This is a genomic window from Lentzea sp. CA-135723 (assembly GCF_050936595.1).
Lineage (GTDB): Bacteria > Actinomycetota > Actinomycetes > Mycobacteriales > Pseudonocardiaceae > Lentzea.
This window is the reverse complement of sequence record NZ_JBNJMK010000001.1, coordinates 5,618,179-5,642,678: the sequence shown is the minus strand read 5'-3', so window position 1 is coordinate 5,642,678 and position 24,500 is coordinate 5,618,179. Positions and strand designations below refer to the sequence as shown.

Genomic DNA, 24,500 nt, shown 5'->3' with positions numbered 1-24,500 from the left:
GGGTCTCCCTTTTGTGAGGGTTCAGCAATCTCGAACGAAGGGGAACGTTCATGTCCGGCAGATCCAAGCTGGCGGCTGTGCTTGCCATCTCGGCACTAGTCGCTGCCCCTACCGCCACGGCGTCCGCCGCCGCTGAGCCGGCTGGTCCCGCTCTCGCGAAGAAGCTCGCGAAGAAGGTGACGACCGAGGGCGTCAACCGTCACCTCATCGCGTTCCAGCGCCTCGCCGACCGCAACGGCGGCAACCGCGCGGCCCTCACCCCCGGCTACGACGCGAGCGTCGACTACGTCGCGGGCAAGCTCCGTGACGCGGGCTTCATCGTCAGCACGCCGAACTTCAGCTTCGACATCCCGGTCAACGACGCCGAGACCGCCCGCGTGGACGGTGTGAACTACCAGGCGATCGTGATGATCGAGTCGCCGCAGACCCCGGTGGGCGGCATCACCGGCCCGTTGCGCGTCGTCCCGGAGGACACCACCACGGGCTGCGAGGCGTCCGACTTCGCGGGCCAGAACTTCACCGGCTCCGTCGCCCTCATCCGCCGCGGCGGCTGCACGTTCGAGCAGAAGCACCTCAACGCGTTCGCCGCGGGCGCCGTCGCCGTCCTGGTCTCGAACAACACGGCCGGCCCGCTGAAGGACGTGACGCTGACCAACCCCGGCAAGATCCCGACCGGCGGCATCTCCCAGGCCGACGGCACCACCCTCGCCGGCAAGGCGGGCGCCTCGGTCACCGTGGACATGCGCTTCCACACCGAGTCCCGCACCCAGCGCAACGTCATCGCCGAGACCCGCACGGGCCGCAAGAACAACGTCGTCATGGCCGGCTCCCACCTCGACAGCGTCGAACTGGGCGCGGGCATCAACGACAACGGCTCCGGCTCCGCCGCCCTGCTGGAGACCGCACTGCAGCTCGGCTCCAACCCGAAGGTCGACAACGCGATCCGCTTCGCCTGGTGGGGCGCGGAAGAGCGCGGCCTCATCGGCTCCGAGGAATGGGTCCGCTCCCTGACCTTCGAGCAGCAGCTCGACATCGCCCTCTACCTGAACTTCGACATGGTCGGCTCCCCGAACGCCGCCTACTTCATCTACGACGGCGACGACAGCGACGCCACGGGCGCGGGCCCGGGCCCGTTCGGCTCGGCCCAGATCGAAAAGGCCTTCGCCGACTACTTCGCCGCCAAGGGCGTCCCGACCGAGGGCACGGACTTCTCGGGCCGCTCCGACTACGGCGAGTTCATCGCGCAGGGCATCCCGGCAGGCGGCCTCTTCACCGGCGCCGAGGGCGTCAAGACCGCGGCCCAGGCAGCCAAGTGGGGCGGCACCGCAGGCGTCGCCTACGACCCCTGCTACCACGCCAAGTGCGACAACCTCGGCAACATCGACCGAGTCGCCCTGGGCCGCAACGCAGGCGCCATCGCCTTCGTCACGGCCGCGTACGGCGTGTCGACGGAGGACGTCAACGGCGTCCCGCCGCGCCAGAAGCGCGCGGAGGCCCGCAAGTCGGCAACGCTGATGAAGTCGGCTTCCGCGGCCGACCACTCACACGCAGCCGCGTCGTAGTTTCCCTTTGATGAACGGCGGCGGTGCCCACTCGGGTACCGCCGCCGTTTAGTTTCAGCCCGAGGCGATAGCCGCTGTGAATGGGCGAAATGAAGACTTGTCCGGCGTGAAGGCCGTCAGACGGCCCGCACACCCCTCGCTACTTGCGGAAGCGGAGGGATTTGAACCCCCGGACGGTTGCCCGTCTCCCGCTTTCAAGGCGGGTGCATTCGGCCGCTCTGCCACGCTTCCAACGGCGCCACGAAGCGCCACCGGCAAGCCTAGCCGTTCGTGTCCCGCAGGTGTGTCATGACCCGGTCGAACACCTTGGCCAGCACCTCGCCCTCCTCCGGCGAGATCAGGTCCACGATGTGCGCCCGCACGCCGCGCAGGTGCGTGGGAGCAGCGGCGACCAACTGGGCGAGACCGGCGGGAGTCAGTTCGGCCAGCACGCCGCGTCCGTCCTCGGTGCACTCGCGGCGGGAGACGAGGCCGGCCTTCTCCATCCGCGCCACCTGGTGCGAGACGCGCGACTTGGACGAGGCGACGTCCTCGGCCAGTTGCGTCATGCGCATGCAGTTGTTGGGTTGCTCGGACAGGCGCACGAGGATCTCGTAGTCGGCCAGTGACACTCCGTGGGTGTCCTGCAGTTCGCGGTGCAGGCGGTCCATGAGCATCGAGGAACCGTTCACGTAGGTGCGCCACGCGCGCATCTCGCCCTCGTCGAGCCAGCGCGGCTCCTGCTCACTTGGTGTCACGGGAACAAGGCTAGACGGCAGGATGACGATCCTGTCATTCCTCTGGAAAACGGCGCAGCGAAAAGGCAGACTCCCGGGCCGTACACGCGCGTTAACCACGCCTTCGAGAGGCTCTACCCATGAGTTCGTTCAGACGGCTTTCCGTTCTGGCGATCACCGCCGCCGCGGCCACTGTCATCAGCGCTACCGGGCCTGCCCAGGCCGATGTCCAGTCACTGCGCGGTCGGGGCACGGTTGACGTGCGCCTGATCGGCATCAACGACCTCCACGGCAACATCGAGCCGCCCAGCGGGTCTTCCGGGCGCGTCGTGCTGGCCGACGGCACGACCGTCGACGCCGGTGGCGCCGCGTTCAACGCCACGCACATCAAGAACCTCCAGAAGGAGGTCAAGAACTCCGTCATCGTCGGGCAGGGCGACCTGATCGGTGCCTCGCCGATCGTGTCCGCGCTGTTCCACGACGAGCCGACGATCGAGGTGCTCAACAAGGTCGGCATGGACGCGACCGCGGCGGGCAACCACGAGTTCGACGAGGGCTACAAGGAGCTGCTGCGCATGCAGCGCGGCGGCTGCCACCCGGTGGACGGGTGCCAGTTCAGCGAGAAGTACAAGGGCGCGAACTTCCCGATCCTCGGCGCGAACGTCACGGACGCGAAGCACGGGCTGCCGGCTCTGCCCCCGTTCTGGGTCGAGATCCGGGACGGCATCCCGATCGGCTTCATCGGCATGCCGCTCAAGGACGTGCCGATCCTGGTCGACCCGAACGGCATCAAGGACATCAAGTTCGGGGACGAGGTGAAGGCGGCCAACAAGTACGCCAACCTCCTCGACGCCATCGGCATCAAGTCGATCGTGCTGCTCGTGCACCAGGGCGACCAGGTCACGGCGCCGACCGGCGGGCCCAACGCGTGCAACGTCGCCCCCAACAACCCCGGCAGCGTCATCGCCACGCAGGTCAGCCCGAAGATCGACGCGGTCTTCTCCGGCCACAGCCACCAGCACTACAACTGCGTGGTCAAGGACCCGGCCGGCAACCCGCGGCCGTTCATCGAGGGCCTGGCCTTCGGTCGTGAGCTGAGCGTCGTCGACCTCAAGATCGACCGCCGGACGCGCGACGTCATCCGCGGCGAGACCAAGGCCGACAACAAGATCGTCACCCGCACGGTCACGCCGGACCCGCAGGTCCAGGCGATCGTCGACCTGGCCAAGACCAAGTCCGGCCCGATCGCGAACAAGCAGGTCGGCACGATCAGCGCGGACATCGTGCGGGCGCAGAACCCCGCCGGTGAGTCGCCGCTCGGCAACCTGATCGCCGACTCGCAGCTCGAGGCCACCAAGGGCAACGGCGCGGTGCTCGCGCTGATGAACCCCGGTGGCGTGCGCGCCGACCTCACGTACGCGACGTCGCCTGCGAACGAGGGCAACGGTGTGGTCACCTACGGCGAGGCGTTCACCGTCCAGCCGTTCGGCAACATCCTGCAGACGGTCACGCTGACCGGCGCGAACATCAAGGCCGTGCTGGAGCAGCAGTTCACCGCGGCCAGGACGTTCGTGCTCCAGCCGTCCTCCGGCCTGAAGTACAGCTGGTCGGCGTCGGCACCGTTCGGTTCGAGGATCTCGAACGTCACGCTCAACGGCGTGGCACTCGACCCGGCCGCGAGCTACCGCGTGACGATCAACAGCTTCCTGCAGGGCGGTGGTGACGGCTTCAGCGAGTTCACCAAGGGCACGACCATCACCGGTGGTGGCATCGACCTGGACGCGTTCTCCGGCTACCTGAGCACGCACCCGAACACGGCGCCTCCCGCGCTCGACCGCATCACGCAGCTGCCGTAGTCGCAGACCGCGGCAAGAAGGCCATCCCGGCGACGCGATGTCGCCGGGATGGCTTTTTTCGCACCCCTGACTGCTCCATTTGATCTAGGGTGAGGGCCGATGTCGTGGTTGCGTCGGCTCCTGCTGCTCGCCGGTCTGGTGACCGGCGCCTGGCTGCTGGGCGGCGCAGGCCAGGCGAACGCCGACGTCCGGGTCGAGATCGGCCAGCTCGGGGTCGAGGTGAAGCTCCCCGTCGTCGAGATCGCGCTGAAGGTCGAGACCGCGCGGCCGGAGATCCCCGTCCCGCCGGCGACCGAGCCGGACCCGCGCGTCGAACCGGCTCCCGAACCGGCACCGGCACCGGCACCGCAGCTCGCCCCGCACCGGCCGGCAGCACCCGTGCACGCCGAAGCGCCCCAACAGCAGCAGGAAGCGCCGGCAGCACCCGCGACGGCACAGGACGAGCCCGCACCCGCCCCGCAGCCTCAGCAGGCCGAGCAGCCGGTCCCCGGCACGCTCCCGCAGAGCGGCGCGGGCAGCAGCACGAGCAACCAGACGCCGGTGGGCACGCTGCCGCACGGAACAAGGCCGCCCACCACCACAGCGCACCTCACGAACTCCGAGCACCACGACGTGCCGCACACCGTGCGCGCGGAGGAGCCGACGTTCTCCCCTGACTGAACCCCGGACGCCATCGAGCCGGAAGGGACCAGTCAACTCAGGGAGAACCAGAAGTCATGCGCAAGAACCTCAACCGCACCATGTCCGCGGCCCTGCTCACCGGTGGCCTGATGGTCGCGACCGCCGGCTGGGCCCAGGCGATCCCGGTGCCGGTCAACGTCGACGACGAGGTCCGCGTCGGCAACCTCGTGAGCGTTCCGGTCAAGGTCTGCGGCAACGCGATCAACGTCCTCGGCCACAGCGACTCGACCTGCGACACGAAGTCCGGCGAACGCCTCCAGGCCGACAAGGCGCTGGTCTCCGCTCCTGTCACGGTGTGCGGCAACTCGGTCGGCGTCGCCGGCGGCGGAGCGGGCAGCTGCGGCGAGACCAAGCCGGAGCCGGCGAACGGCACGATCGAGGCCCCGGTGACGGTCTGCGGCACCGCAGCGGGCGTGCTGGGCACCGCGAGCGGCGACTGCGGCAAGACCGAGACCCCCGAACAGCCGGGCGAGAACCCGGAGCAGCCGGAGCAGCCGGGCGAGAACCCCGGTCAGAACCCCGGCGAGAACCCCGGCGGCAACCCGGGCAACGAGAACCCCGGCAACGGCAACCCCGGCGGCGGCAACAACCACGACAACTCCGGCAGCGGCACGACCGGCGACGACTCGGGCGCGGGTCTCCCGCAGACCGGCAACAAGGCCTCCGAGCACGCCGCCCCGGTCATCCCGAACCTCTCGAAGACGGGCGCGGACCCGCTGGAGTTCCTGCTGGTCGGCCTCGGCCTGATGACCGCCGGCGTGATGGCACGGCGCGGCGCGCGCCGCGTCACGAAGGCCTGATCACCAAATACCCGATCTTTTCTCACAATCGCCCGGCGAGATTCTTTCTCGCCGGGCGATTGCTGTCTGCAGTGTCGATCTCCGCAGGTCACCCGTCCGACTTCACCAATTCAGGTTTGCGGTGAGGTGTTGTGAAACGTGGCGATCAAGCGCATAGTCGATAACGAGCTGGCAACCGGCAGGTGAATGAACTAGACCACCCGGTGGCCACGCCCAGAAGGGGTAGGTGGTGCTGTGCAGGTATCTCCTCGCTGTGGCGAAACGCGGTCTGTCGCATCCCCGCGAGCGGATCGGACGTGACCGGTCCGGTCGCGACTGTGTAGCGGCGGACACGAGGTTTCGGGTGCCCAGGCGCCGTCAGGCGTTCGCTCGGCGCACTCCGACGCTGTTGAGCTCGGCATCGGTGTCGTCTCAAGGCGTCACCGGCTGAGCGCCACGCCACCTTCGTGGGCCGTAGTCGTCACAACCAAATGGGAAAGCCCAGGTGCGGTGCCCCGACGTCGGGTCCCGCACCTGGGCGTCTTTCGTGCTTTATCGTGTGCCGCCTACGGGTCCTTGGCCATGGAGGCACGCGGTGCAGTTCAACGAAGGCGCGGAACTCGACCTTTCGCAGGTTTCGGACCAACGCGGCGTCGGTGGCCGGGTCGCCGGTGTCGGCGGCGGCCTCGGCGTGGTCGGCCTCATCATCTACTTCCTGTTCCAGCAGTTCACCGGGATCCAGCTGCCCGCGAGCGGCCTGGAGGGCATGGGCAACAACACCCAGGTCGAGTCCGGTCAGCTGGCGGAGAAGTGCAAGACCGGCGCCGACGCGAACCGCGACAGCGACTGCCGGGTCGTCGCCACGATCAACTCGATCCAGTCCTTCTGGACCGACCAGTTCGCCCGCTCGGGCAACACCTACCAGGTCACCAAGACCAACTTCTTCCGCAACAGCGTGAACACCCGCTGCGGCAACGCGACCTCGGCGGTCGGCCCGTTCTACTGCCCCGCCGACTCGCAGGTGTACATCGACCTGGACTTCTTCAACGAGCTGCGCACCAAGTTCGGCGCGACCGGCGGCCCGTTCGTCGAGGCCTACGTGCTCGCCCACGAGTACGGCCACCACGTGCAGAACCTGCTGGGCACCTCGGACCGCGTCCGCCCCGGCACCGGTCCGACCTCGGACGGCGTGCGCCTGGAGCTGCAGGCCGACTGCTACGCGGGCGCCTGGGGCAAGGCGGCGACGACCGTCCCGTCCGCCAACGGCCAGCCGCTGATCACGAACATCACCCAGGAGGACGTGAACGCGGCCCTCGACGCGGCGGCGCGCATCGGTGACGACTTCATCCAGCGCGAGCTCGGCGGCGGCAGGGTCGACACGACCAAGTTCAGCCACGGCAGCTCGCAGCAGCGGCAGAAGTGGTTCACGACCGGCCTGGAGACCGGCGACCCGGCGCGCTGCAACACGTTCGACACCAACAACCTGGGCTGACCGGGACGAGCGGCCCGCCCCGAGGGACGGGCCGCTCGGTTCTCACCGACGTGCCACGGCCAGCAACCGGTGGCTGCCCAGCCGGAACGCGCTGCCGTCGACGTCGCCGAACAGCTCGACCGACGAGAACCCGGCGGTGTTCAGCATCCGGGTCAGCTCGCCGGCCGTGTAGACGTGCTGCACGCAGGTCGACTCCTGGACCCGGTCCCCGTCGGTGAACGTGAAGCGGATCAGCAGCCGCCCGGTGGCGACGTCGTAGGTGTTCACGGCGACGCAGTCCACGCCGCCGAACGACATCCGCAGCTCACCCGGCAGGTTCGGCAGCAACGACTCGGCCGTGCAGCCGTAGTCGATCACCAGCACGGGCGCGGCGGCGGCCAGGTCGCCCAGGAACCGCTGCGAGCCCTCGTGGTCGAGGTACCCGAAGCTGTTGCCCAGGCAGAGGGCCAGGTCGGCGGTCACGCCGAACGAGCCCAGCGACGCGAGGTCGCCCTGCCGCCAATCGAGGTCCGGAGCCGACGCACGGGCGTGCGCGATGGCTTCAGAAGAGATGTCGATTCCAACCGTCGTGTAGCCACGGCGGGTCAGCTCGATGCTGTGCCTGCCACTGCCGCACGGCGCGTCCAGCACGCGTGGACCGGCGCTGAACCCGGTGATGAAGTCGATCTCGGCCGAGGTCTGCTCCGGCTGGACGGCGCCACGCCAGAACCTGTTGGCGAGATCGGTGAAGAACGAGGTGTACCAGCTCAAGGTGATGCTCCTGGTGATCGCGAGAAACAGAAACGCGAGTTGTCACCGGGTACGGCTGAAGCACCCGGTGCGTCCGGGGGCTGCCATGGCATCGACCTTCTCCGTGTAACCGCCTTGTGGCACTACTGAAGCACAGCGGCGTCCTAACCGGGAAACGGATTTCGGCGCGTCGACGAGAAGCGGATCATGTTGCCGGACGGGTCGCGGAAAGCGCAGTCGCGCACGCCGTAGTACTGGTCGATCGGCTCCTGCATCACCTCGGCGCCTGCCCCGCGGACCTGCTCGAACTTCGCGTCCACGTCGTCGTGCGTGAAGATGATGCCCTGCAACGATCCCTTGGCCAGCAACGCGTGCAACGCCTCGTGATCGGTCGGCGGGACGGGCGGGCCGATCAGGGCCAGTCCGATCTCGACCTCCGGCTGCTCAGGAGGACCGACGGTGAGCCAGCGGTAGCCGTTCTCGATGGTGGCGTCCGTGCGCACCTCGAGACCGATGACGTCGCGGTAGAACTTCAACGCGACGTCCTGGTCCTGGACGAAGAGGAACGTGTGCGAGAGCTTCATGCCGCAGAACCCTAGGTACGCGGTGAAGGAGTCGCTTCTCGAAATCTGCTCGGTCGGGTCAGGCCCTTCAACTGGCAGCCGGGCACCGCCGCCAGCGCGTCGTGCGAGCGCGCCCGGTAGGCCGACGGCGTCTCCCCGACCAGTTCGGTGAACCGCGCCGAGAACGACCCGAGCGACGTGCAACCGACCTCGACGCACACCTCGGTCACCGACAGCTTCCCCAGCCGCAGCAACGCTTTCGCACGCTCGATCCGGCGCGTCATCAGGTAGCCGTACGGGGTCTCGCCGTAGGCCGCGCGGAACTGCCGGGAGAAGTGCGACGGCGACATCAGCGCGGCACGGGCCATCGCGGGCACGTCCAACGGCCGCGCGTACTCGCGGTCCATCAGGTCGCGGGCGCGGCGCAGGTGCGCGAGGTCCTCCGGCGTCACGACGTCCAGCATGCCACCCCGAGAGCAGACGAACCCCCGCGATGCTCACGCTCGAAGAGCCCTGCCGGTTGCCCTGGTCGACGAGAAGTTCGAACCGGGTCTTTGACACTGAACAAAGGGCTTTTGCCAGGTCACAGCCTTGCGGTACGGTCCGCGCGTGGTCAAGACCGGTGTGCTGACAACCGTCCTGATGCTCGCCCTGAGTACGACACCCGCCCTCGCGCAGGACGCCCCCACTGGCGGCATCTCAGGCGTCCTCTACATCGACAGGAACGACAACGGCACGCTGGACCCCGGCGAGATCGCCAAGGGCGCCAAGGTGACCGTCATCGACTACTGGGCCAACGCCGAGTTCGAGACCACGACCGACGACCAGGGCACCTTCGCCTTCGCCGACCTCCCGCCCAGTGAGACCTACGAGGCGTTGTACGAGCTGCCGGACGGCTGGGTCGTGCACAGGGGCGAGCGGGAGGACTACGAGTTCGAGGTCGTCGCCGGCCAGACCACGCAGCTGACCGCACGGGGCGAGCGCCCGTACTCGGAGCAGCTGAAGGTCACCACGTCGGCCGACCGCGACAGCTACCGCTCCCCGGCGACGGCGAAGATCACCGTGACCCTGGAGAACGTCGGCACCCGCCGGATCGAGGGCATCGAGGGCGAATGCAGGCGCCTGGTCTCGGCCAGCACGGACTGCATCACCGCCGCCTGGTTCGGACTCGGGGGCACCCGGGGCATCGCGCTCGATCCCGGCCGGCGGATCACGTACGTGGTCGAGCAGCCCCTGCCGGAGGACGCCCTACCCGACGGGAAACTCCTGATCGAGGTGGGGTTCGCGCCGCACGTGGGCTCGAACACCGACGGCCCGAAGTCGCGCATCGAGATGAAGCTGACCGGCGGCCTCGACCACAGCATGGTCCTCGGCGAGGACCGGAACGCCGACCAGCGCATCGACGAGTCTGAGCTGGTCAGCGGCGCGCGGGTCGTCCTGGTGAACCCGAAGGACGGGACGCGGATCACCGAGCGCACCAGCGGCGCCGACGGCAGGATCGACTTCAGCGGCCTGAGCGACGGCGAGTACCAGGCGTTGCTGGTCGGGTCGTGGGACTTCACCGACGACGGCCAGCAGCGCGTGGTCGTGCCCGCCCGGAGCGGCGGCGTCAAGTTCCTCAAACGCGCGGCACCGGCCGCGTTGAGCGCCACGTTGAAGTTCGACAAGCCGCGCTACGGGTCGCACGAGACGGTGCGAGTCGACCTGACGGTCACGAACACCGGCGGCAGGACCGCGGAGCTGTTCAAGGTGATCCCCGACTTCCAGGAAATCGGGGTCGACCCCGGCACCTGGCAGGACCTGATGGTGGTCGGGACGCGGATCCCGGCGGGGGAGTCGCGCACGTTCAGCGCCACGGGCACGATCTGGTCCTTCACCGACAACGAGGTGGGCGCCTCGGTGTGGATCAAGTACTTCGGCCTGGAGGAGGACTGGAAGGTCAGCGCGGAGAAGGCCGAGATCGTGCCGACCGCCGGGAACGTCACCGGTGTCGTCTACGTCGACCGCAACGTCAACGGGCAGCAGGATCCCGGCGAGGAGGCCCCGGACACCGTGGTCGAGGCCAACGGCGGTGCGCCTTACGGCTACTTCAAGACGACGACGGACGCCCAGGGCCGGTTCACGTTCCGCGACATGCCCTCCGGCCAGTACGTGTTCGGCTACACGCTGGCGGACGGCTGGATCGTGCGCTGGGAGACCGAGAACATGCTGCACGGCGTCGGTCCGGAGGAGCAGCTGCAGCTCGTGGCCCGCGCCGAGCGCCCGTACAGCGAGAAGCTCGGCGTGCAGGTGGTGCTCGACAAGTCGTTCTACGCGGTCGGTCAGGAAGCCAGGATCGCCGTCACCCTCACCAACAAGGTCGGCTACCCGTTGAAGGGCATCCAGGCCTACTGCAACCCGGCGGGCAAGCCGGACGAGTTCGGCGGCAGGCCGATGCCCGACGGCTGGGGCGACTTCCGCGACAAGGGCGTCGACCTGGCACCGAACGAGACCAGGACGTTCACCATCGTCGAGAAGGTGCCCGAGGGCGCGCGAACCCTCAGCCGGGTCACCGCGAACTGCGAGTTCTCGTCGTTCGTCGAGTGGAACGAGGACGGCCCGACGGGGTACGACTGGGCTTCGATCTCCGGCGAGACCGGCAACCTCAGGGCGACGCTCGCGCACGACGTGAACGGCAACGCATGGCTCGACCCCGGTGAGGCGATCGCGAACGCCCGTGTCCTGCTGATGTCCGAACGCGAGTTCGGCGGCATCGTCGCCGAGGCCACCTCGGACGCCTCGGGCACGGTGCTGTTCGAGCAGGTGCGGCCCGGCACCTACTGGGCGAAGGTCGACGGCCCGTGGAAGTTCACGGGCGACCTGGACCAGGTGTGGGTCGCCGCCGGCCGGGAGGAGACCAGGTCGTTGTGGGTGGTGCCCGGTCCGCCGCCGGCCCAGCCGGCCCAGCCGGACCCGCCCTCTGCCGACACCCCCGAGCCCGGCGGCAGCAAGGCGCTCGCCAGGACGGGGGCCAGCGTGCTCGGCCTCGGAGTGGTCGCCCTGCTGCTCGTCGCGTTCGGCTTCGGCGCTCGTGTGGCGGCCCGCCGCCGAACCTGATCAAGCCTGGAACGGCAGGCCCGGTGCTCACGCTGAGTACCGGGCCTGTTGTCATGAGCGCCACAGTTCGTGGTCCCGAGTCAAGTGTTAGCGTCGCGAACCATCGGGTACCTGGGGGTGACATGTCGTTCTGGGAAGCAGTTGCCGTGGTCATCGCGGGTGTGTTCGCGGGCGGCATCAACACCGTCGTCGGCAGCGGCACCCTCGTGACGTTCCCGGTGCTGCTCGCCGTCGGTTACCCACCCGTGGTCGCGAACGTGTCGAACAGCCTCGGCCTGGTGCCGGGCTCGCTGTCCGGCGCGTGGGGCTACCGCGAGGAGCTCAAGGGCCAGGGCGACCGGATCAAGCGGCTGCTGCCCGCGTCCATCCTCGGTGGCGTGGTCGGCGCGATCCTGCTGGTCACCCTGCCGGACAAGGCGTTCACCGCGATCGTGCCGGTGCTGATCGTGATCGCGCTGGTGCTCGTGGTCGCCCAGCCGTGGCTCAACCGCAAGCTCGCCCACCGCCGCAACGACAACGATGGCGGCGTGCTGCTGTGGTTCGGCGTCTTCGCCGCGGGCATCTACGGCGGCTACTTCGGCGCGGCCCAGGGCGTGCTGGTCATGGGCCTCATGGGCGTGCTCGTCAGCGAGCACCTGCAGCGGATGAACGCGCTGAAGAACGTGCTGACGGCGTTCGTGAACCTCGTCGCCGGCGTCATGTTCATCTTCATCGCCGACGTGGCGTGGCTGGCCGTGCTGCTGCTGGCCGTCGGCTCCGTGGTCGGTGGCCAGATCGGCGCGAAGATCGGCCGCAAACTCCCACCCGCCGTGCTGCGCGGCGTCATCGTGGTGGTGGGAGTCGCGGCGATCGTGCAGCTGCTCACCAAGTAGTTCCTAGGCGAGGAACGCGCGGGCGGCGGCCAGGAAGGCGTCGTTCTCGTCCGGCTCGCCGATCGTCACGCGTGCGCCTTCGTCGACGAACGCCCGCACGACGACCTTGTGCTCCAGGCAGTGCGCGTTGAACTCGGCGGTGCGTTCGCGCAGCGGCAGCCACACGAAGTTCGCCTGCGTCTCCGGCACGTCGTAGCCCATGGCCAGCAGTTCGCCACGCACGCGCGTGCGTTCCGCGACGATCGCACGGCAGCGGACCATCAGCTCGTCCTCGGCGTCGAGCGACGCCATCGCGGCCACCTGGGCCAGCGCGTTCACCGAGAACGGCACGTAGACCTTGCGCAGCACGTCCGCGACGACCGGCGGCGCGACCGCGTAGCCGATCCGCAGGCCCGCGAGGCCGTACGCCTTGGAGAACGTCCGCAGCACGGCGACGTTGTCGTGGCCGGCCGCCCACTGCTGCTTGGCGAGCTCGACGCCGTCCGGCACGTGCGCGTCGTCGACGAACTCCTTGTAGGCCTCGTCGAGCACCACGAGCACGTTGCGCGGGACCTTCGCGATGAACGCCTCGATCTCCTCGGTGCGCAGCGCGGTGCCCGTCGGGTTGTTCGGGTTGCAGACGAAGACCATCCGCGTGTTCGGCGTGATCGCCGCCAGCATCGCGTCCAGGTCGTGCGTGTGCTCCGAGTTCAACGGCACGCGGATCTGCTTCGCGCCCGCCACGTGCGTGACGATCGGGTACGCCTCGAAGGACCTCCAGGCGAACAGCACCTCGTCGTTCTCGGTGCAGGTGGCCTGGACGAGCTGCTGGCACAGGGTCACCGAGCCGCAGCCGAGGGCCAGGTGGTCGGCAGGGACGCCGAGCCGCTCCGAAAGCCGGTCGGTGAGTTCGACGCAACCCGAATCGGGGTACCTGTTGATGCCGGTGGCCGCGTCGGCGATCGCCTTGACGACGCTCGGGAGCGGTCCGGCGGACACCTCGTTGCTCGCGAGCTTGATGGCGCCGGGGATGGACCTGCCGGGCACGTAGGAAGGCAGGGACGCCAGGTCAGCACGGGTTCGCACGGTCATGCCACCGATCCTCGCATTGCTCCGTCCGATTGGTCACGTTGACTGGAGTTCACCCCGTCGTGGAAGGGTGGGAATCATGACCAGTACCCGCGTCGAGACGCTTTCCCTCACCGACGGCCGTGAGCTGAGGGTGACGATCGCCGAACCCGACTCCGCCGTCCGTGGCGGACTCGTGGTGCTGCACGAGGCCCGCGGTATCACCGCCGGTGTGCGCACGCTCGTCAGCAGCCTGGCGGACGAGGGATGGCTCGCGATCGCCCCGCACCTCTACGACGCCGACCGCGTGCACGGCGACGACATCAGGGACCAGGTCAGCAAGCTCAACGGCGACCGGTTGCTCGCGGACACCGACGTCGCGTTCGTCTGGCTGGGCCAGCAGGGCGTGAGCGCCGATCGGATGGGCGTCGTCGGGTTCGACATCGGCGGCACGATCGCCATGGTCGTCGCCGCGAGCCGCACGATCGGCGCGGCCGTCACCGTGCAGGCACCGGGCATCCTCGAGCCGCTGTCGGAGGGCCTTCCCGCCCTGGTGGACGTGGCCGGCGACCTCACCTGCCCGTGGCTCGGCATCTACCGGGACGAGGACTCGGAAGAAGTGAGCAAGCTTCGCGATGCTGTGATCAGCTCCGAAACCGCGTCAGATCTGGTCCGTTTCACCGTTTCGAGTGACGAAGCATGGGTTCGTGCGTTGAACTGGTTTGACGCTCACATGAGGTAAGAGTCTTTCCGGCGGATTGGAACCGAACTGTCGTCCAGGTACATCTAAGAGGTGCTTCGGACGGCTGGCTGGGTGTAGCTGTGAGTAACGCCCAGCGCTGCGGTGACGAGTTATGCAGTGCAGGGGGTTATGAGGGATGGCTGAAGGCACTGGGACAGGCACCACCACTGGTACGACGACCGGTACAACTCCGACGACAGGCGCTCCGCCGGTGACGCCGGACGTTTCGACGTCGGTCACCGCGCCGATCACCGCTGAGCAGCTGGCGGCGGCGAAGCCCGTCCTCCAGCAGCAGATGCTGGCGGACAAGGCGGACGCGAGCCACGCGGCGGCCAAGCTCGACGAGGCCGCCGACTCCGGCAAGCTCACGCTCGACGTCGAGGCCGCCGACGCGCTGATCAAGGCCGTCGACACCGCGCGCGACCAGGTGATGGACCTGTGGCAGCGCGCCACCGACCAACTGGCCACCCCGCTGCAGCTGGGGGAGAACCCGGTCGCCAAGGCGATCAGCGCGCGGTTCTCCGACCTGGCCGTCGGCGAGGACTCCGGCGCCGCCAAGGCGTTGCTGGACCTGTTCAAGGTCCTGGACGACATCGGCAACGCGCTGCGCCGCAACCGCGACAGCATCCGCGATGCCGACGAAGAAGCCGAGAAGTCGATGAAGAACGCCGGGGGGTCCTGGTGAGCCACGGTTCGCACGGCAACAAGGGCAACGACAACAGGGGCGACGACAAGGACAACAAGTCGTCGCACCACGACGACGACAAGTACGACCGCAGCGACCTGCACGAGCCGGTCGACTGGATGACGTACACGCACGAGCAGCTCTACAACATGGTGCACACGGGCGTGAACCTCGACGGCGCCCAGGCCGCGGCCACGAACTGGAAGAAGATCGGCGAGGACATCGCCGGCGTCCGGACGAGCCTGCTCAAGGCCGTCGAGGACTCCTCCGTCGGCTGGGACAGCGAGTCCGCGCGGCTCGCCCGCGGTGGCATCACCGAGGTCACCAACTGGGTCGACGACACCGCGAACTACGCGACCAAGGTGTCGGCCGCGATCACCACGGAGACCAGCAACGTCGAGGCCGCCCGTGCCGCGATGCCGCCGCCTCCCGCCGCACCCGCACCGCCGGTGCCGACGGACGCCGCGCTGGTGAACCCGAACCTGGCGAACCCGGCGTTGGCGAACCCGGCGCTCGTGAACCGGTTCCAGGCCGTCGACCAGGTCGACAGCTTCAACAGCCCCGTGCTGCGCGAACAACTGCTCACGCCGAACACCGGTGAGTTCGCGGGCTTCCAGACCGTCGGCAGCAGCCCCGTCGACACGCTCGCGGCCAACGACGCCTCGCACCGCCTCGCGGCGGACGTGATGGCGGCGTTCCAGCGCAACTCGGCGGCGGTCGACCAGACCGTGCCGTCGCAGTTCACGCCTCCGGTCAACCCGCTCGCGCCGACGCCGACCGGTCCCGACATCACCACCCGTGGTCCGGGTGGCGGTGACGGTGGCGCCGGTGGTGGTGGCGCTGGTGGCCCGGTCACGACGACGAACCCGCAGAACGCGCAGAACCGCGGCACCACGAACACGTCGTCGCGCTACGGCGGTGGTGGCGGCGGTGCCGGTGGCCGAGGTGGCGCAGGAGGGTTCGGCGGCTTCGGCGGCATGGCCCGTCCGTTCGGCTCCGGCAACCAGGGCGCGGCCGCCAGCGGTGGCGGCAGTGGCGCCGCCGGTGGCGGTATCGGCGGTGGCGCGGCCGGCGTGAGCGAGGGCTCGCGCGGTGGTGGCGGTGCCGGTGGTGCGGCGGCGGCAGCTTCTGCGGCGCCGGGCAACACGACCAAGGCGTTCCAGAACCCGCTCGCGATGGGCGGCGCGCCGATGGCGGCCGGTGCTCCCGGCGCCGGTGGCCAGAACGACTCCCGCGAGCACAAGACGGCGAGCTACCTGGAAGAGGACGACAACGTCTTCGGCCTGGACCGCAAGGCGGCCCCGCCGGTGATCGGTCAGTGAACCAACGCCAGTTCACGGTGAGCTCGCAGGAGTTCTTCCTGCTGTGGCAAGCCGTGCACGGCGAGGACCGCGTCGTGCCGCTCGGCACGCCCCACGTGGGCGCGACCAGGGCGGCACGGCAACGTCTCGTCGAACAGAGCTCGCAGACGCTTTCGGCGCGGCGGCTCGGCACGATCCAACGTCCGGACCCCGACCTGCGCGCCCTCGTCGCCGGTCTGGGCGAGTTCGACCGGGCGCTGGAGATCGCGTACTTCAAGGGGACCGAACTGGCCCGCGGCATCGCCTGCGCGGGCTGGGGCGGTGCCTTCGCGGCCCGCGTGAACGACCAGGTGCACCTGTACCCGTTCCACCCGACCGCGCTGGCCTCGGCCACGGTGTCATCGTTGCCAGGCCTCGCGCCCGGCACCGGCCGTTCCGTGAACGTGCGCTGGGACGACTACGTCCGCGCAGGTCAGGCGGGCGAGCAGGAGGGCAAGCAGGCGTTCCTCGAGATCCTGCGGGACGCCGGCATCCGCGAGCCGGAGGCGCAGAACCTGATGCGGATCGTCACGTCCCGCATCGGCGGCGGTGAACTGGGCCTGACCGCCCGCAACCGCGACGGCGTGCCGCGCCCGACCGGCCGTTCGGTCTCGTGGCTCGACACTCGTGAGGGCCGCTACCTCCTGCGCAAGCAGGACGGCTGGCTGGTGCTCGCGCCCGCCGACGCCTCGCGCCTGACCAGCGCCGTCGACGAGCTGATCGCGGCGGGCTAGATCCACACAGGTGGGCTGCGGCAAGTCCGCCAATCACACATGGACGTGCGGTTGTGCCTCGGTTAGACATGGGGCATGACCGACACCGACGTCGAACTGCTGTGGCGCCCGGACCCCACGAGGGACAACGGGATGACCGCTTTCCGCTCGTGGCTGGCTGACCGCGGGCATTCTTTTGGTGACTACGAGTCGCTGTGGGAGTGGTCCGTCTCCGACCTCGAGGGGTTCTGGGGCGCCATAGCTTCGTACTTCGACGTCCGGTTCCACACGCCCTATGAGCGCGTGTTGGGGTCTGCGGAGATGCCCGGCGCCTCGTGGTTCCCCGGCGCGACCCTGAACTACGCCGAGCACGCGTTGCGTTCAGGCGGCGACGACGACCTCGCCGTGATCTTCCATCGCGAAGACGGCGTCGCATCTTCTTTGACGTTCGGCGCGCTGCGTTCCCGCGTGGCCTCTTTCCGGGCCGCATTGGCGTCTCTGGGCGTCTCCGCCGGCGACCGGGTGGTGGCACTCGTCCCGAACGCCCCCGAGGCCCTCATCGCCTTCCTGGCGGCCGCCTCCCTGGGCGCCACGTGGTCGTCCTGCTCCCCGGACTTCGGCGCCCGCGCCGTGGCCGACCGCTTCACCCAGATCGAGCCCGCGGTCTTCGTCGCCGTCTCCGGGTACGTCTACAACGGACGGTCGTTCGACTGCCGCCCGGTCGTCGAGGAGATCCGCTCCCAGCTGCCGGGCCTGCGCGCCACGGTCCTGATCGACTACCTGGACAACGGCTCGACGCTGCCCGACACGCTGTCGTTCAGCGAGTTGGTGGCCGAGCACGAGGGCGCGGCGCTGGAGTTCACACCGGTGCCGTTCGACCACCCGCTGTGGGTGCTCTACTCGTCCGGCACCACGGGCCTGCCGAAGGGCATCGTCCAGGGCCACGGCGGCATCGTGCTGGAACACCTCAAGATGCTGGGCCTGCACAGCGACCTCGGCCCCGGCGACCGCTTCTTCTGGTTCACCACCACGGGCTGGATGATGTGGAACTACCTCGTCGGCGCGTTGATGGTCGGCACGACCATCGTGCTGTACGACGGCAGCCCCGCCTACCCGTCGCTGAACACGTTGTGGCACTTGGCCGAACAACACCGCGTCACGTACTTCGGCACCTCGGCCCCGTACGTCCAGTCGTGCCTCAAGGAGGGCCTCGACCCCTCCTCCCGCTACGACCTGACGGGCCTGCGCGTGGTCGGCTCCACCGGCGCACCCCTGACGCCGGAAGGCTTCCGCTGGATCGCCGAGGCCGTGGGCAAGGACGTCCAGATCGCCTCGGTCTCCGGCGGCACCGACCTCTGCACGGCCTTCGTGGCCGCCTCCCCTGACCGCCCGGTCTGGCTGGGCGAACTCTCCTGCCGAGCCCTCGGCGCCGCCGTGCAGGCCTTCGACGAGGCGGGCTCCGCCCTGGACGACGCCGTGGGCGAACTCGTGATCACCGCCCCGATGCCGTCCATGCCGGTCTTCTTCTGGAACGACACCGACGGCTCCCGCCTCCGCGACGCCTACTTCGACACGTACCCGGGAATCTGGCGCCACGGCGACTGGATCCGCATCACCCCGCGCGGCTCGGCCGTGATCTACGGCCGCTCCGACTCGACCCTGAACCGAGGCGGCGTCCGCATGGGCACCTCGGAGTTCTACCGCGTGGTCGAAGGCGTCCAGGGCGTCGTCGACTCCCTGGTGATCGACACCTCGGGCGTCGTGGAAGGCGAGCTCCTCTGCTTCGTGGTGCTCGACGGCGTATCGCTGCCCGACGTGGAACCGTTGCTGCGCAAAGAACTGCGCTCGTCCCTCTCCCCGCGCCACGTCCCGAACCGCTTCGTGGCCGTCGCCGAGATCCCCAGGACGCTGAACGGCAAGAAGTGCGAGGTCCCGGTCAAGAAGATCCTCGCCGGCGTAGACCCCGACAAGGCAGTGAGCAGGGGCGCGCTCCGCAATCCGGAGAGCCTCCAGCCCTTCCTGGAAATCGCGTCGGAATGATCTAGGTCACTCCGCACGCGGTGACCAGGCGTTTAACGCCCCTCTCCGACCCGCTGAACATGCTCTGACCAGCAGGTTCAGGTGTTAGAGGGGGGCGTTTTGCAACTCGGTTGAGGACCTGTGTAACCTATGTCCCGTGGCCAAGGATGGTCCCGGGAGGCTTCGCCTAGTCTGGTCTATGGCGCCGCACTGCTAATGCGGTTTGGGGTAACCCCCCATCCCGGGTTCAAATCCCGGAGCCTCCGCAAGGCCGAGCCTCTAGGGGATCGGTTACAATTGAATAGCCTGCGCTCGTAGCTCAACGGATAGAGCATCTGACTACGGATCAGAAGGTTACAGGTTCGAATCCTGTCGAGCGCGCTCACGACGAAGCCCCGCGGAAACCCGCGGGGCTTCGTCGCATTCCAGGCGCTCATGCTCGTAACGACGTTCGGGCCCGACCCGAACAGTGAGCATGCGCCGAACCGCCACCACCGCCCTGGCCGTCGTGACCGCAATCCTGACCGCGTGCTCTTCGACCCCGCCGCCGCTCTCGGCTCCGCCGAGCAGCACCGCGCCCTCTGTGCCGTCGATGAACCAGTCGAGCCCGGCATCGTCCGCGCCGTCCCGGTCGCCTCGTGGACTGCTCCAGAAAGCCATCGGCCAGAACGCGGGCTTTTCGGATCAACAGACAGGTGCGCAGCAAGCGGACTTCAGCGTCGACGCGATCGAGGTCGACCCGAAGTGCGGCGGTCAACACGTCGAGAAACCCGAGCACGGACATCGCATCGTGCTCACGTTCACGGTGAAGACCACCCCGCAGTTCCGAGCAGACCAGGGATGGATGATCACCGGACACGACTTCGCGATCGTCGGCCCGGACGGACTGACCGAGACCGCTCTGGTGACGGGCGCTGCCTTCATGTGCCACGACCAGCAGGAGTGGCTGCCTACGAATCCGTTCGCTCCGGCCTCGACCTACCGCGGGAAACTTCCGCTCGACACCCGCAACACGAGCGGGACGATCACGTACCGGCCTCCGCTGTTCGGAGTTGCCGCCAACGGCGGTTGGGAATGGCAGATTCCGACTCCCTAGCCGACTGTCGCACCAGCGAACTCCCCAGCGCGAACCAAGGTGATGGCCATGATCAGGGCCACGTCCGCCCGCGAACCGGGATCGTGGACAACTGGTTGAACCGGCTACTACGTTGAGTTCGCCGGTGCTGGTCGACTTCGGTGTGGCCGACGAGTTCTCGCTGGCCCCTCGACGATCGGCCGCGAGCTCAACACGAAAGGCCGGGTTTGGTGAACACCACTGTCGAGCAACAGGTCCGCGAGTACTACAACCACGCAGGGCCCGCCTACCACGCGCTCATGGGGCAGTTCTGGCACCACGGGGACCTGGAGGCCGATCGGGCGGGACTGTCGCCCGAGGACGCTGCCAAGGCGTTGGCGCGCAAGCAGGTGGACGCCGCCGGCCTGCGGCCTGGTGACACCGGGCTCGACTTCGGCAGCGGGGTCGGCGGCACGGCCGTCTTCACCGCGGAGATCTCCGGCGCGAACGTCGTCGGCATCTCCAACAACGAGTGGCTCTCGGCGCGGGCCCGCGAGTACGCGGCCGAGCACGGTCTCGGCCACCAGGCCGTGTTCCTGACGGTCGGCGACGAGGACTACAAGACCCTCACGCCGTGGCCGACGGGCTCGCTCGACATGGTCAGCTTCTACGAGTCGGTCTGCCACCTGCCCGACAAGGCGGCCTTCTTCGCGGCCGCGTTCCGCGTCCTCAAGCCCGGCGCGGCACTGATCGGGGTGGACTGGATCCGCCGGCCGTTCGGGGACTACCGGACCGAGGAGCAGATCGCGCCGTTCATCCGGCCCGTCGAGGAGGTCATCTCCATCCCCGGGCTCGGCACGCTGGACGAGTACCGCGAGATGATGTCGGCGTCCGGGTTCATCATCGAGGCCGCCGAGGACCTCTTCCCCGACGTCGAGTGCTGGGGGTCGACGCCTCCGGACGACGGGCAGGGCTGGGGCGAGTACGAGGGCGAGCAGAACACCGTGATCCACGACGGCAAGCGGGTGCTGGACGCCGCGCGGGCCGCCGGCGTGTTCTCGGTGGCGCGGTGGGTGGCCCGCAAGCCTGGCTGACGACTCGTGCCACGTACGCCGTTCGGCGCGGGCAGCGTCCTTTCGCCGACGCGACTGACCGTTGGCGCCGCCGGAATCGCCATCATCGACGGATGGCGGTTCCGGCGGGCAAGGCCGTGGTCATCACCGAGCCCGACCAGGCCGAGGCGGTGGTCGACACCTGCACGGCGGCGTTCGGCCGCATCCGGGTCAACACCGTCGCCGGTCGACGACATCGCCGAGGCCTTCGAGGAGCGGTTCGAACCCGCAGGGTCCGATGGGGTGCCAGAACGTGACGGACGCCTGATCAACAGGCAGAGTGGCGGCGTGGAGCAGCGGGAGATCATGCAGCGGGCGCTCGGCGTCCTCACGCTCACCTACGACGGCGCCGGCACGAACGACTACCTGCGGACGGCGCTCAAGTCGTTGCAGGAGGGTGTGTTCAGCTACGAGGTCAAGGTCGACGGCGAGCTGAACGAGGCCGGCGCGCAGGCCCTCAAACAGGCGATGGACCAGGTCCTGTCGCAGTTCGGCTGGTTCACCGCGGGCCTGCTCTACGCCTTCCACGGCGTCGCGCAGGCCTACGAGAACGACTACGAGGAAGCCGACGTGCAGGAGATCCTGCGCCAGCTCGCCCTCAGGCTCGCCGACTGACCAGCTCGGCGCGGACGCCGTCGGAGAACGGCGTCCACGCCTCGACCGCCCACGGCCCGAACCGCAGGTCCGTCAGAGCGACGCAGGCCGCCGAGATCGTCGGGTCGACCCACAGGAACGTCCCGGACTGCCCGAAGTGGCCGAAGGTCGACGCCGAGAAAGAATTACCCGTCCAGTGCGGCGACTTCGAGTCGCGAATTTCGAACCCGAGCCCCCAGTCGTTCGGCTTCTGCATTCCGTAACCGGGCAGCACGCCGTTCAGCTCAGGGAAGACGACCGACGTCGCCGCGGCGACCAGCTCGACCGACACCAGCTGCGGCGACAGCAGCTCGGCGGCGAACAACGCCAGGTCGGCGGCACTCGACTCGGCGCCGGCGCCCGCCGATCCGACCAACGCCGACGACTTCATCCCCAACGGCTCGAAGACCGCCTCGTGCAGATAAGTCGCGAACGGCATTTCGCACGCCTCGCCCACAAAAGAGGCCAGCACGTCGAATCCCGCATTCGAGTAAATGCGCCGCGTGCCGGGAGCGGCCTGCACCTCGGCCTTGTCGAACGCGTACCCCGCCGTGTGCGAGATCAGGTGCCGCACCGTCGCACCCTCCGGCCCCGCCGGCTGGTCCCACTCGACCGCGCCCTCCTCCACGGCCACCAGCACCGCGTACGAGGTCAGCAGCTTCGTCACCGACGCCAGCGGGAACACCCGCTGCTGGTCACCCAGCGCGCCCACCACGCCGTCAGGCGTCACCACGGCCACCGCGACGTTCTCGACAGGCCAAGTCGCCGCAACTTCCACGCTCCGCATGGGACAGACGCTAGCGTCAGGGGGTGACAGTCCGGGAACTGATCGTCCTGGGAACGGCCAGCCAGGTCCCGACCCGCCAGCGCAACCACAACGGCTACCTGCTCAGGTGGGACGGCGAGGGCTTCCTCTTCGACCCGGGCGACGGCAGCCAGCGCCAGCTCCTCAGATCAGGTGCCGCCGCGAGCGACATCACCCGGATCTGCATCACGCACTTCCACGGCGACCACTGCCTGGGCGTTCCCGGCATCGTGCAGCGGCTGTCCCTCGACCGGGTCCCGCACACCGTCCACGCCCACTTCCCGGCCTCTGGCGCGCACTTCTTCGAACGCCTCCGCTACGCCAGCGCGTTCTACGACGCCGCGGACATCAAGGAGGTCCCGGTCACCGACGACGGCGAGATCGCCAACGGGAAGTTCGGCAGGCTGGAGGCCTACGAGCTCGACCACGGCATCGACAGCTTCGGCTACCGCCTGGTCGAGCCGGACGGCCACCGGATGCTGCCCGAGAAGCTCAGGGAACTCGGCATCCAAGGGCCGCAGGTCCGCACGCTGCAGCAGGAGGGCGAGTTCAACGGCGTCCGCCTCGAAGACGTCAGCGAACCCCGCAAGGGCCAGCGGTTCGCGTTCATCATGGACACCAGGCTCTGCGACAACGTCTTCGAGCTCGCCGACAACGCCGACATGCTCGTGATCGAGTCGACCTACCTCGCCCGCGACACGAGACTCGCCGGCGACCACGGCCACCTCACCGCCCAGCAGGCCGCCCGCGTCGCCCAGGACTGCCGGGTCCGCAAGCTCGTCCTCACGCACTTCAGCCAGCGCTACGACGACCCCGCGGAGTTCCACGCCGAGGCCGCCGCCGAGTTCGACGGCGAGATCGTCATCGCGAAGGACCTCGACCGGATTCCGGTGCCGAAGCGAGCCACTGGTCCCTGACGATCTCCTCCAGCGCCGAGCGGCGGGGTTCCCAGCCCAACGCCCGCAGCCGCGAGGTGTCCGCACGCAGCGAACGGACCTCGCCGGGGTGCGCGGGCTTCCAGGTGACGTCCACGGCCCGTCCGGTCACCGCCTCGACGGTGTCCAGCACGTCCCGCACCGAGGCCGCGGTCCCGCTGACGTTGTAGACCGACGACGTGCCCACCTCGCACGCCTCCAGCGCCACGACGAACGCACTGGCGACGTCACGCACGTGCACGAACTCGCGCACCGCCCCGCCGTCGCCGTAGACCTCCATCCCGGGCACGGTCCCGGCGGCGCACGCCACGGCCCGCGTGATCACCCGAGTGGTGTCCGTGTCACCACCTCCAGCGACGTTGAACAAACGGAGAGTGGTCGCCCCGATCTGCCCCGACCGCGCCGTCCACGCCACGAGCTCCTCGGCGGCGGCCTTCGACGCGGCGTACGGGGAGGAGGGTTCGAGGGGTGAGTCCTCGGTCAGCACGGCTGCCGAGGGGCGGTACACCCCACCAGTCGAAGCGAACAGGAATCGTTGCCCTTCAAGGGCCTTCAGCATGTCGAGCGTGCCGACGACGTTGGTCTCGTAGTACGAAATCGGGTCATGGAACGACTCCCTGACCCGGGCCGCTGCGGCCAGGTGGATGACGGCGTCGACGCCCTCCACTTCGACTGGTTCCGACAGGCGCCGACCCCACGAAACGGGTTCATGACCGTGAACCCGCAGCTCACGCACTACCTCGCGGCCTACGTACCCCGTGGCGCCGGTCACCAGAACTCGCACGAGTTGACCCTAAAGGTCGACGCTGACCGCGCCGATAACACCCAAGTGAGTTACCCCCATCGCGCTGTGCACACGAGCATCGCCGGACTCCTGCACGATCACGCCGTGCACGAGTTCAAGCGGCAGGAGTTCCTGCGCAACGTGGCTGAGATCGTGGGAGCCGCACCCGCACCCCAGCCCGCAGAGCTCACGGCACCGCTGCCGTCGATCAACCCGAAGCGCAGCTTCCTCAACCGCGTTGACCAGGTCCTCCGGGACGCGGCACGCTCGCTCTGAGCAGCGAGA

25 protein-coding genes and 3 tRNA genes are annotated in these 24,500 nt (G+C 68.8%); 20 read left to right on the top strand and 8 right to left on the bottom strand.

Annotation, left to right across the window (positions count from 1 at the left end):
- The first annotated feature begins 50 nt into the window (after positions 1-50).
- A complete protein-coding gene (locus ACQEU1_RS25890) occupies positions 51-1,562 on the top strand; it encodes a M28 family metallopeptidase (protein ID WP_433206729.1) in 1,512 nt (503 codons plus the stop codon).
- Between the two features lie 146 nt (positions 1,563-1,708).
- Here the strand turns inward: ACQEU1_RS25890 and ACQEU1_RS25885 are convergent.
- Positions 1,709-1,793 (bottom strand) — tRNA-Ser (locus tag ACQEU1_RS25885).
- A gap of 29 nt (positions 1,794-1,822) precedes the next feature.
- Positions 1,823-2,254: a MarR family winged helix-turn-helix transcriptional regulator gene (locus ACQEU1_RS25880; RefSeq protein ID WP_433211760.1), complete on the bottom strand. Its 432-nt coding sequence runs from the start codon at positions 2,252-2,254 to the stop codon at positions 1,823-1,825.
- Between the two features lie 164 nt (positions 2,255-2,418).
- Between ACQEU1_RS25880 and ACQEU1_RS25875 the strand changes: the two genes are divergently transcribed.
- The 4 genes from ACQEU1_RS25875 (at position 2,419) to ypfJ (ending at position 7,086) form a co-directional block, all read left to right on the top strand.
- A complete protein-coding gene (locus ACQEU1_RS25875) occupies positions 2,419-4,134 on the top strand; it encodes a bifunctional metallophosphatase/5'-nucleotidase (RefSeq protein WP_433206726.1) in 1,716 nt (571 codons plus the stop codon).
- Positions 4,135-4,233: 99 nt separating this feature from the next.
- On the top strand, positions 4,234-4,794 hold the full coding sequence (locus tag ACQEU1_RS25870; protein ID WP_433206723.1) for a hypothetical protein: 561 nt from the start codon (positions 4,234-4,236) through the stop codon (positions 4,792-4,794).
- A 56-nt stretch (positions 4,795-4,850) separates the two neighbouring features.
- On the top strand, positions 4,851-5,615 hold the full coding sequence (locus ACQEU1_RS25865; protein ID WP_433206720.1) for a hypothetical protein: 765 nt from the start codon (positions 4,851-4,853) through the stop codon (positions 5,613-5,615).
- A gap of 574 nt (positions 5,616-6,189) precedes the next feature.
- Complete coding sequence (ypfJ, locus tag ACQEU1_RS25860) at positions 6,190-7,086, top strand: KPN_02809 family neutral zinc metallopeptidase (RefSeq protein WP_433206717.1); 897 nt, start codon at positions 6,190-6,192, stop codon at positions 7,084-7,086.
- A 42-nt stretch (positions 7,087-7,128) separates the two neighbouring features.
- Here ypfJ and ACQEU1_RS25855 read toward each other — a convergent pair whose 3' ends face one another.
- The 3 genes from ACQEU1_RS25855 to ACQEU1_RS25845 all read right to left on the bottom strand — a co-directional run bounded on the left by ACQEU1_RS25855 (position 7,129) and on the right by ACQEU1_RS25845 (position 8,842).
- Positions 7,129-7,836: a class I SAM-dependent methyltransferase gene (locus ACQEU1_RS25855; RefSeq protein ID WP_433206714.1), complete on the bottom strand. Its 708-nt coding sequence runs from the start codon at positions 7,834-7,836 to the stop codon at positions 7,129-7,131.
- Between the two features lie 143 nt (positions 7,837-7,979).
- Positions 7,980-8,399, bottom strand: a complete 420-nt coding sequence (locus tag ACQEU1_RS25850; RefSeq protein ID WP_433206711.1) for a VOC family protein — start codon at positions 8,397-8,399, stop codon at positions 7,980-7,982.
- Between the two features lie 11 nt (positions 8,400-8,410).
- Positions 8,411-8,842, bottom strand: coding sequence for a helix-turn-helix transcriptional regulator (locus ACQEU1_RS25845; protein WP_433206708.1), 432 nt, complete (start codon positions 8,840-8,842; stop codon positions 8,411-8,413).
- A gap of 145 nt (positions 8,843-8,987) precedes the next feature.
- Here ACQEU1_RS25845 and ACQEU1_RS25840 point away from each other — a divergent pair, with 145 nt between their 5' ends.
- Both ACQEU1_RS25840 and ACQEU1_RS25835 read left to right on the top strand, forming a co-directional pair.
- Positions 8,988-11,474 carry a hypothetical protein gene (locus ACQEU1_RS25840; protein ID WP_433206705.1) on the top strand — a complete coding sequence of 829 codons (2,487 nt, stop codon included), beginning with the start codon at positions 8,988-8,990 and terminating at the stop codon, positions 11,472-11,474.
- A gap of 122 nt (positions 11,475-11,596) precedes the next feature.
- Positions 11,597-12,346, top strand: coding sequence for a sulfite exporter TauE/SafE family protein (locus ACQEU1_RS25835; RefSeq protein ID WP_433206702.1), 750 nt, complete (start codon positions 11,597-11,599; stop codon positions 12,344-12,346).
- 3 nt (positions 12,347-12,349) lie between these two features.
- Here the strand turns inward: ACQEU1_RS25835 and hisC are convergent, their stop codons facing one another.
- On the bottom strand, positions 12,350-13,417 hold the full coding sequence (hisC, locus tag ACQEU1_RS25830) for a histidinol-phosphate transaminase (protein ID WP_433206699.1): 1,068 nt from the start codon (positions 13,415-13,417) through the stop codon (positions 12,350-12,352).
- Positions 13,418-13,493: 76 nt separating this feature from the next.
- Here hisC and ACQEU1_RS25825 point away from each other — a divergent pair, with 76 nt between their 5' ends.
- From ACQEU1_RS25825 to ACQEU1_RS25775, 11 genes are all read left to right on the top strand, one after another.
- The gene (locus ACQEU1_RS25825; protein WP_433206696.1) at positions 13,494-14,135 is read left to right on the top strand and encodes a dienelactone hydrolase family protein; all 642 of its coding nucleotides are present in this window, start codon (positions 13,494-13,496) and stop codon (positions 14,133-14,135) included.
- Positions 14,136-14,346: 211 nt separating this feature from the next.
- Positions 14,347-14,820: a hypothetical protein gene (locus ACQEU1_RS25820; protein WP_433206693.1), complete on the top strand. Its 474-nt coding sequence runs from the start codon at positions 14,347-14,349 to the stop codon at positions 14,818-14,820.
- The gene (locus tag ACQEU1_RS25815) at positions 14,817-16,142 is read left to right on the top strand and encodes a PPE domain-containing protein (RefSeq protein ID WP_433206690.1); all 1,326 of its coding nucleotides are present in this window, start codon (positions 14,817-14,819) and stop codon (positions 16,140-16,142) included. Before ACQEU1_RS25820 ends, ACQEU1_RS25815 begins: the two co-directional genes overlap by 4 nt.
- Entirely contained in the window at positions 16,139-16,894 is a 756-nt protein-coding gene (locus ACQEU1_RS25810; protein WP_433206687.1) for an ESX secretion-associated protein EspG, read from the top strand. Before ACQEU1_RS25815 ends, ACQEU1_RS25810 begins: the two co-directional genes overlap by 4 nt.
- 75 nt (positions 16,895-16,969) lie before the next feature.
- On the top strand, positions 16,970-18,913 hold the full coding sequence (locus tag ACQEU1_RS25805; protein WP_433206684.1) for an acetoacetate--CoA ligase: 1,944 nt from the start codon (positions 16,970-16,972) through the stop codon (positions 18,911-18,913).
- A 155-nt stretch (positions 18,914-19,068) separates the two neighbouring features.
- A tRNA-Ser gene (locus ACQEU1_RS25800) sits at positions 19,069-19,158 on the top strand.
- A 42-nt stretch (positions 19,159-19,200) separates the two neighbouring features.
- Positions 19,201-19,273, top strand: a tRNA-Arg gene (locus tag ACQEU1_RS25795).
- A gap of 94 nt (positions 19,274-19,367) precedes the next feature.
- The gene (locus ACQEU1_RS25790; RefSeq protein ID WP_433206681.1) at positions 19,368-19,988 is read left to right on the top strand and encodes a hypothetical protein; all 621 of its coding nucleotides are present in this window, start codon (positions 19,368-19,370) and stop codon (positions 19,986-19,988) included.
- Between the two features lie 209 nt (positions 19,989-20,197).
- Entirely contained in the window at positions 20,198-21,040 is an 843-nt protein-coding gene (locus ACQEU1_RS25785) for an SAM-dependent methyltransferase (protein WP_433206678.1), read from the top strand.
- A 92-nt stretch (positions 21,041-21,132) separates the two neighbouring features.
- On the top strand, positions 21,133-21,315 hold the full coding sequence (locus ACQEU1_RS25780) for a hypothetical protein (RefSeq protein WP_433206675.1): 183 nt from the start codon (positions 21,133-21,135) through the stop codon (positions 21,313-21,315).
- 31 nt (positions 21,316-21,346) lie between these two features.
- Entirely contained in the window at positions 21,347-21,673 is a 327-nt protein-coding gene (locus ACQEU1_RS25775; RefSeq protein WP_433206672.1) for a hypothetical protein, read from the top strand.
- Here the strand turns inward: ACQEU1_RS25775 and ACQEU1_RS25770 are convergent.
- The gene (locus tag ACQEU1_RS25770) at positions 21,657-22,478 is read right to left on the bottom strand and encodes a serine hydrolase domain-containing protein (RefSeq protein ID WP_433206669.1); all 822 of its coding nucleotides are present in this window, start codon (positions 22,476-22,478) and stop codon (positions 21,657-21,659) included. The two genes, ACQEU1_RS25775 and ACQEU1_RS25770, sit on opposite strands and share 17 nt — an antisense overlap.
- A gap of 23 nt (positions 22,479-22,501) precedes the next feature.
- Here ACQEU1_RS25770 and ACQEU1_RS25765 point away from each other — a divergent pair, with 23 nt between their 5' ends.
- A complete protein-coding gene (locus tag ACQEU1_RS25765) occupies positions 22,502-23,413 on the top strand; it encodes a ribonuclease Z (RefSeq protein ID WP_433206666.1) in 912 nt (303 codons plus the stop codon).
- Here ACQEU1_RS25765 and ACQEU1_RS25760 read toward each other — a convergent pair.
- Positions 23,358-24,203: an NAD-dependent epimerase/dehydratase family protein gene (locus tag ACQEU1_RS25760; protein ID WP_433211757.1), complete on the bottom strand. Its 846-nt coding sequence runs from the start codon at positions 24,201-24,203 to the stop codon at positions 23,358-23,360. The genes ACQEU1_RS25765 and ACQEU1_RS25760 overlap by 56 nt on opposite strands.
- Positions 24,204-24,281: 78 nt before the next feature.
- Between ACQEU1_RS25760 and ACQEU1_RS25755 the strand changes: the two genes are divergently transcribed.
- Positions 24,282-24,491, top strand: a complete 210-nt coding sequence (locus ACQEU1_RS25755; protein ID WP_382442340.1) for a hypothetical protein — start codon at positions 24,282-24,284, stop codon at positions 24,489-24,491.
- The last annotated feature ends 9 nt before the right edge of the window (positions 24,492-24,500 follow it).

Coding starts and splice junctions, on each gene's coding strand:
- ACQEU1_RS25890 (WP_433206729.1), top strand. CDS start 51: ATGTCCGGCAGATCCAAGCTGGCGGCTGTGCTTGCCATCTCGGCACTA.
- ACQEU1_RS25880 (WP_433211760.1), bottom strand. CDS start 2,254: ATGCGCGCGTGGCGCACCTACGTGAACGGTTCCTCGATGCTCATGGAC.
- ACQEU1_RS25875 (WP_433206726.1), top strand. CDS start 2,419: ATGAGTTCGTTCAGACGGCTTTCCGTTCTGGCGATCACCGCCGCCGCG.
- ACQEU1_RS25870 (WP_433206723.1), top strand. CDS start 4,234: ATGTCGTGGTTGCGTCGGCTCCTGCTGCTCGCCGGTCTGGTGACCGGC.
- ACQEU1_RS25865 (WP_433206720.1), top strand. CDS start 4,851: ATGCGCAAGAACCTCAACCGCACCATGTCCGCGGCCCTGCTCACCGGT.
- ACQEU1_RS25850 (WP_433206711.1), bottom strand. CDS start 8,399: ATGAAGCTCTCGCACACGTTCCTCTTCGTCCAGGACCAGGACGTCGCG.
- ACQEU1_RS25845 (WP_433206708.1), bottom strand. CDS start 8,842: ATGCTGGACGTCGTGACGCCGGAGGACCTCGCGCACCTGCGCCGCGCC.
- ACQEU1_RS25835 (WP_433206702.1), top strand. CDS start 11,597: ATGTCGTTCTGGGAAGCAGTTGCCGTGGTCATCGCGGGTGTGTTCGCG.
- hisC (WP_433206699.1), bottom strand. CDS start 13,417: ATGACCGTGCGAACCCGTGCTGACCTGGCGTCCCTGCCTTCCTACGTG.
- ACQEU1_RS25825 (WP_433206696.1), top strand. CDS start 13,494: ATGACCAGTACCCGCGTCGAGACGCTTTCCCTCACCGACGGCCGTGAG.
- ACQEU1_RS25805 (WP_433206684.1), top strand. CDS start 16,970: ATGACCGACACCGACGTCGAACTGCTGTGGCGCCCGGACCCCACGAGG.
- ACQEU1_RS25790 (WP_433206681.1), top strand. CDS start 19,368: ATGCGCCGAACCGCCACCACCGCCCTGGCCGTCGTGACCGCAATCCTG.
- ACQEU1_RS25780 (WP_433206675.1), top strand. CDS start 21,133: ATGGCGGTTCCGGCGGGCAAGGCCGTGGTCATCACCGAGCCCGACCAG.
- ACQEU1_RS25770 (WP_433206669.1), bottom strand. CDS start 22,478: ATGCGGAGCGTGGAAGTTGCGGCGACTTGGCCTGTCGAGAACGTCGCG.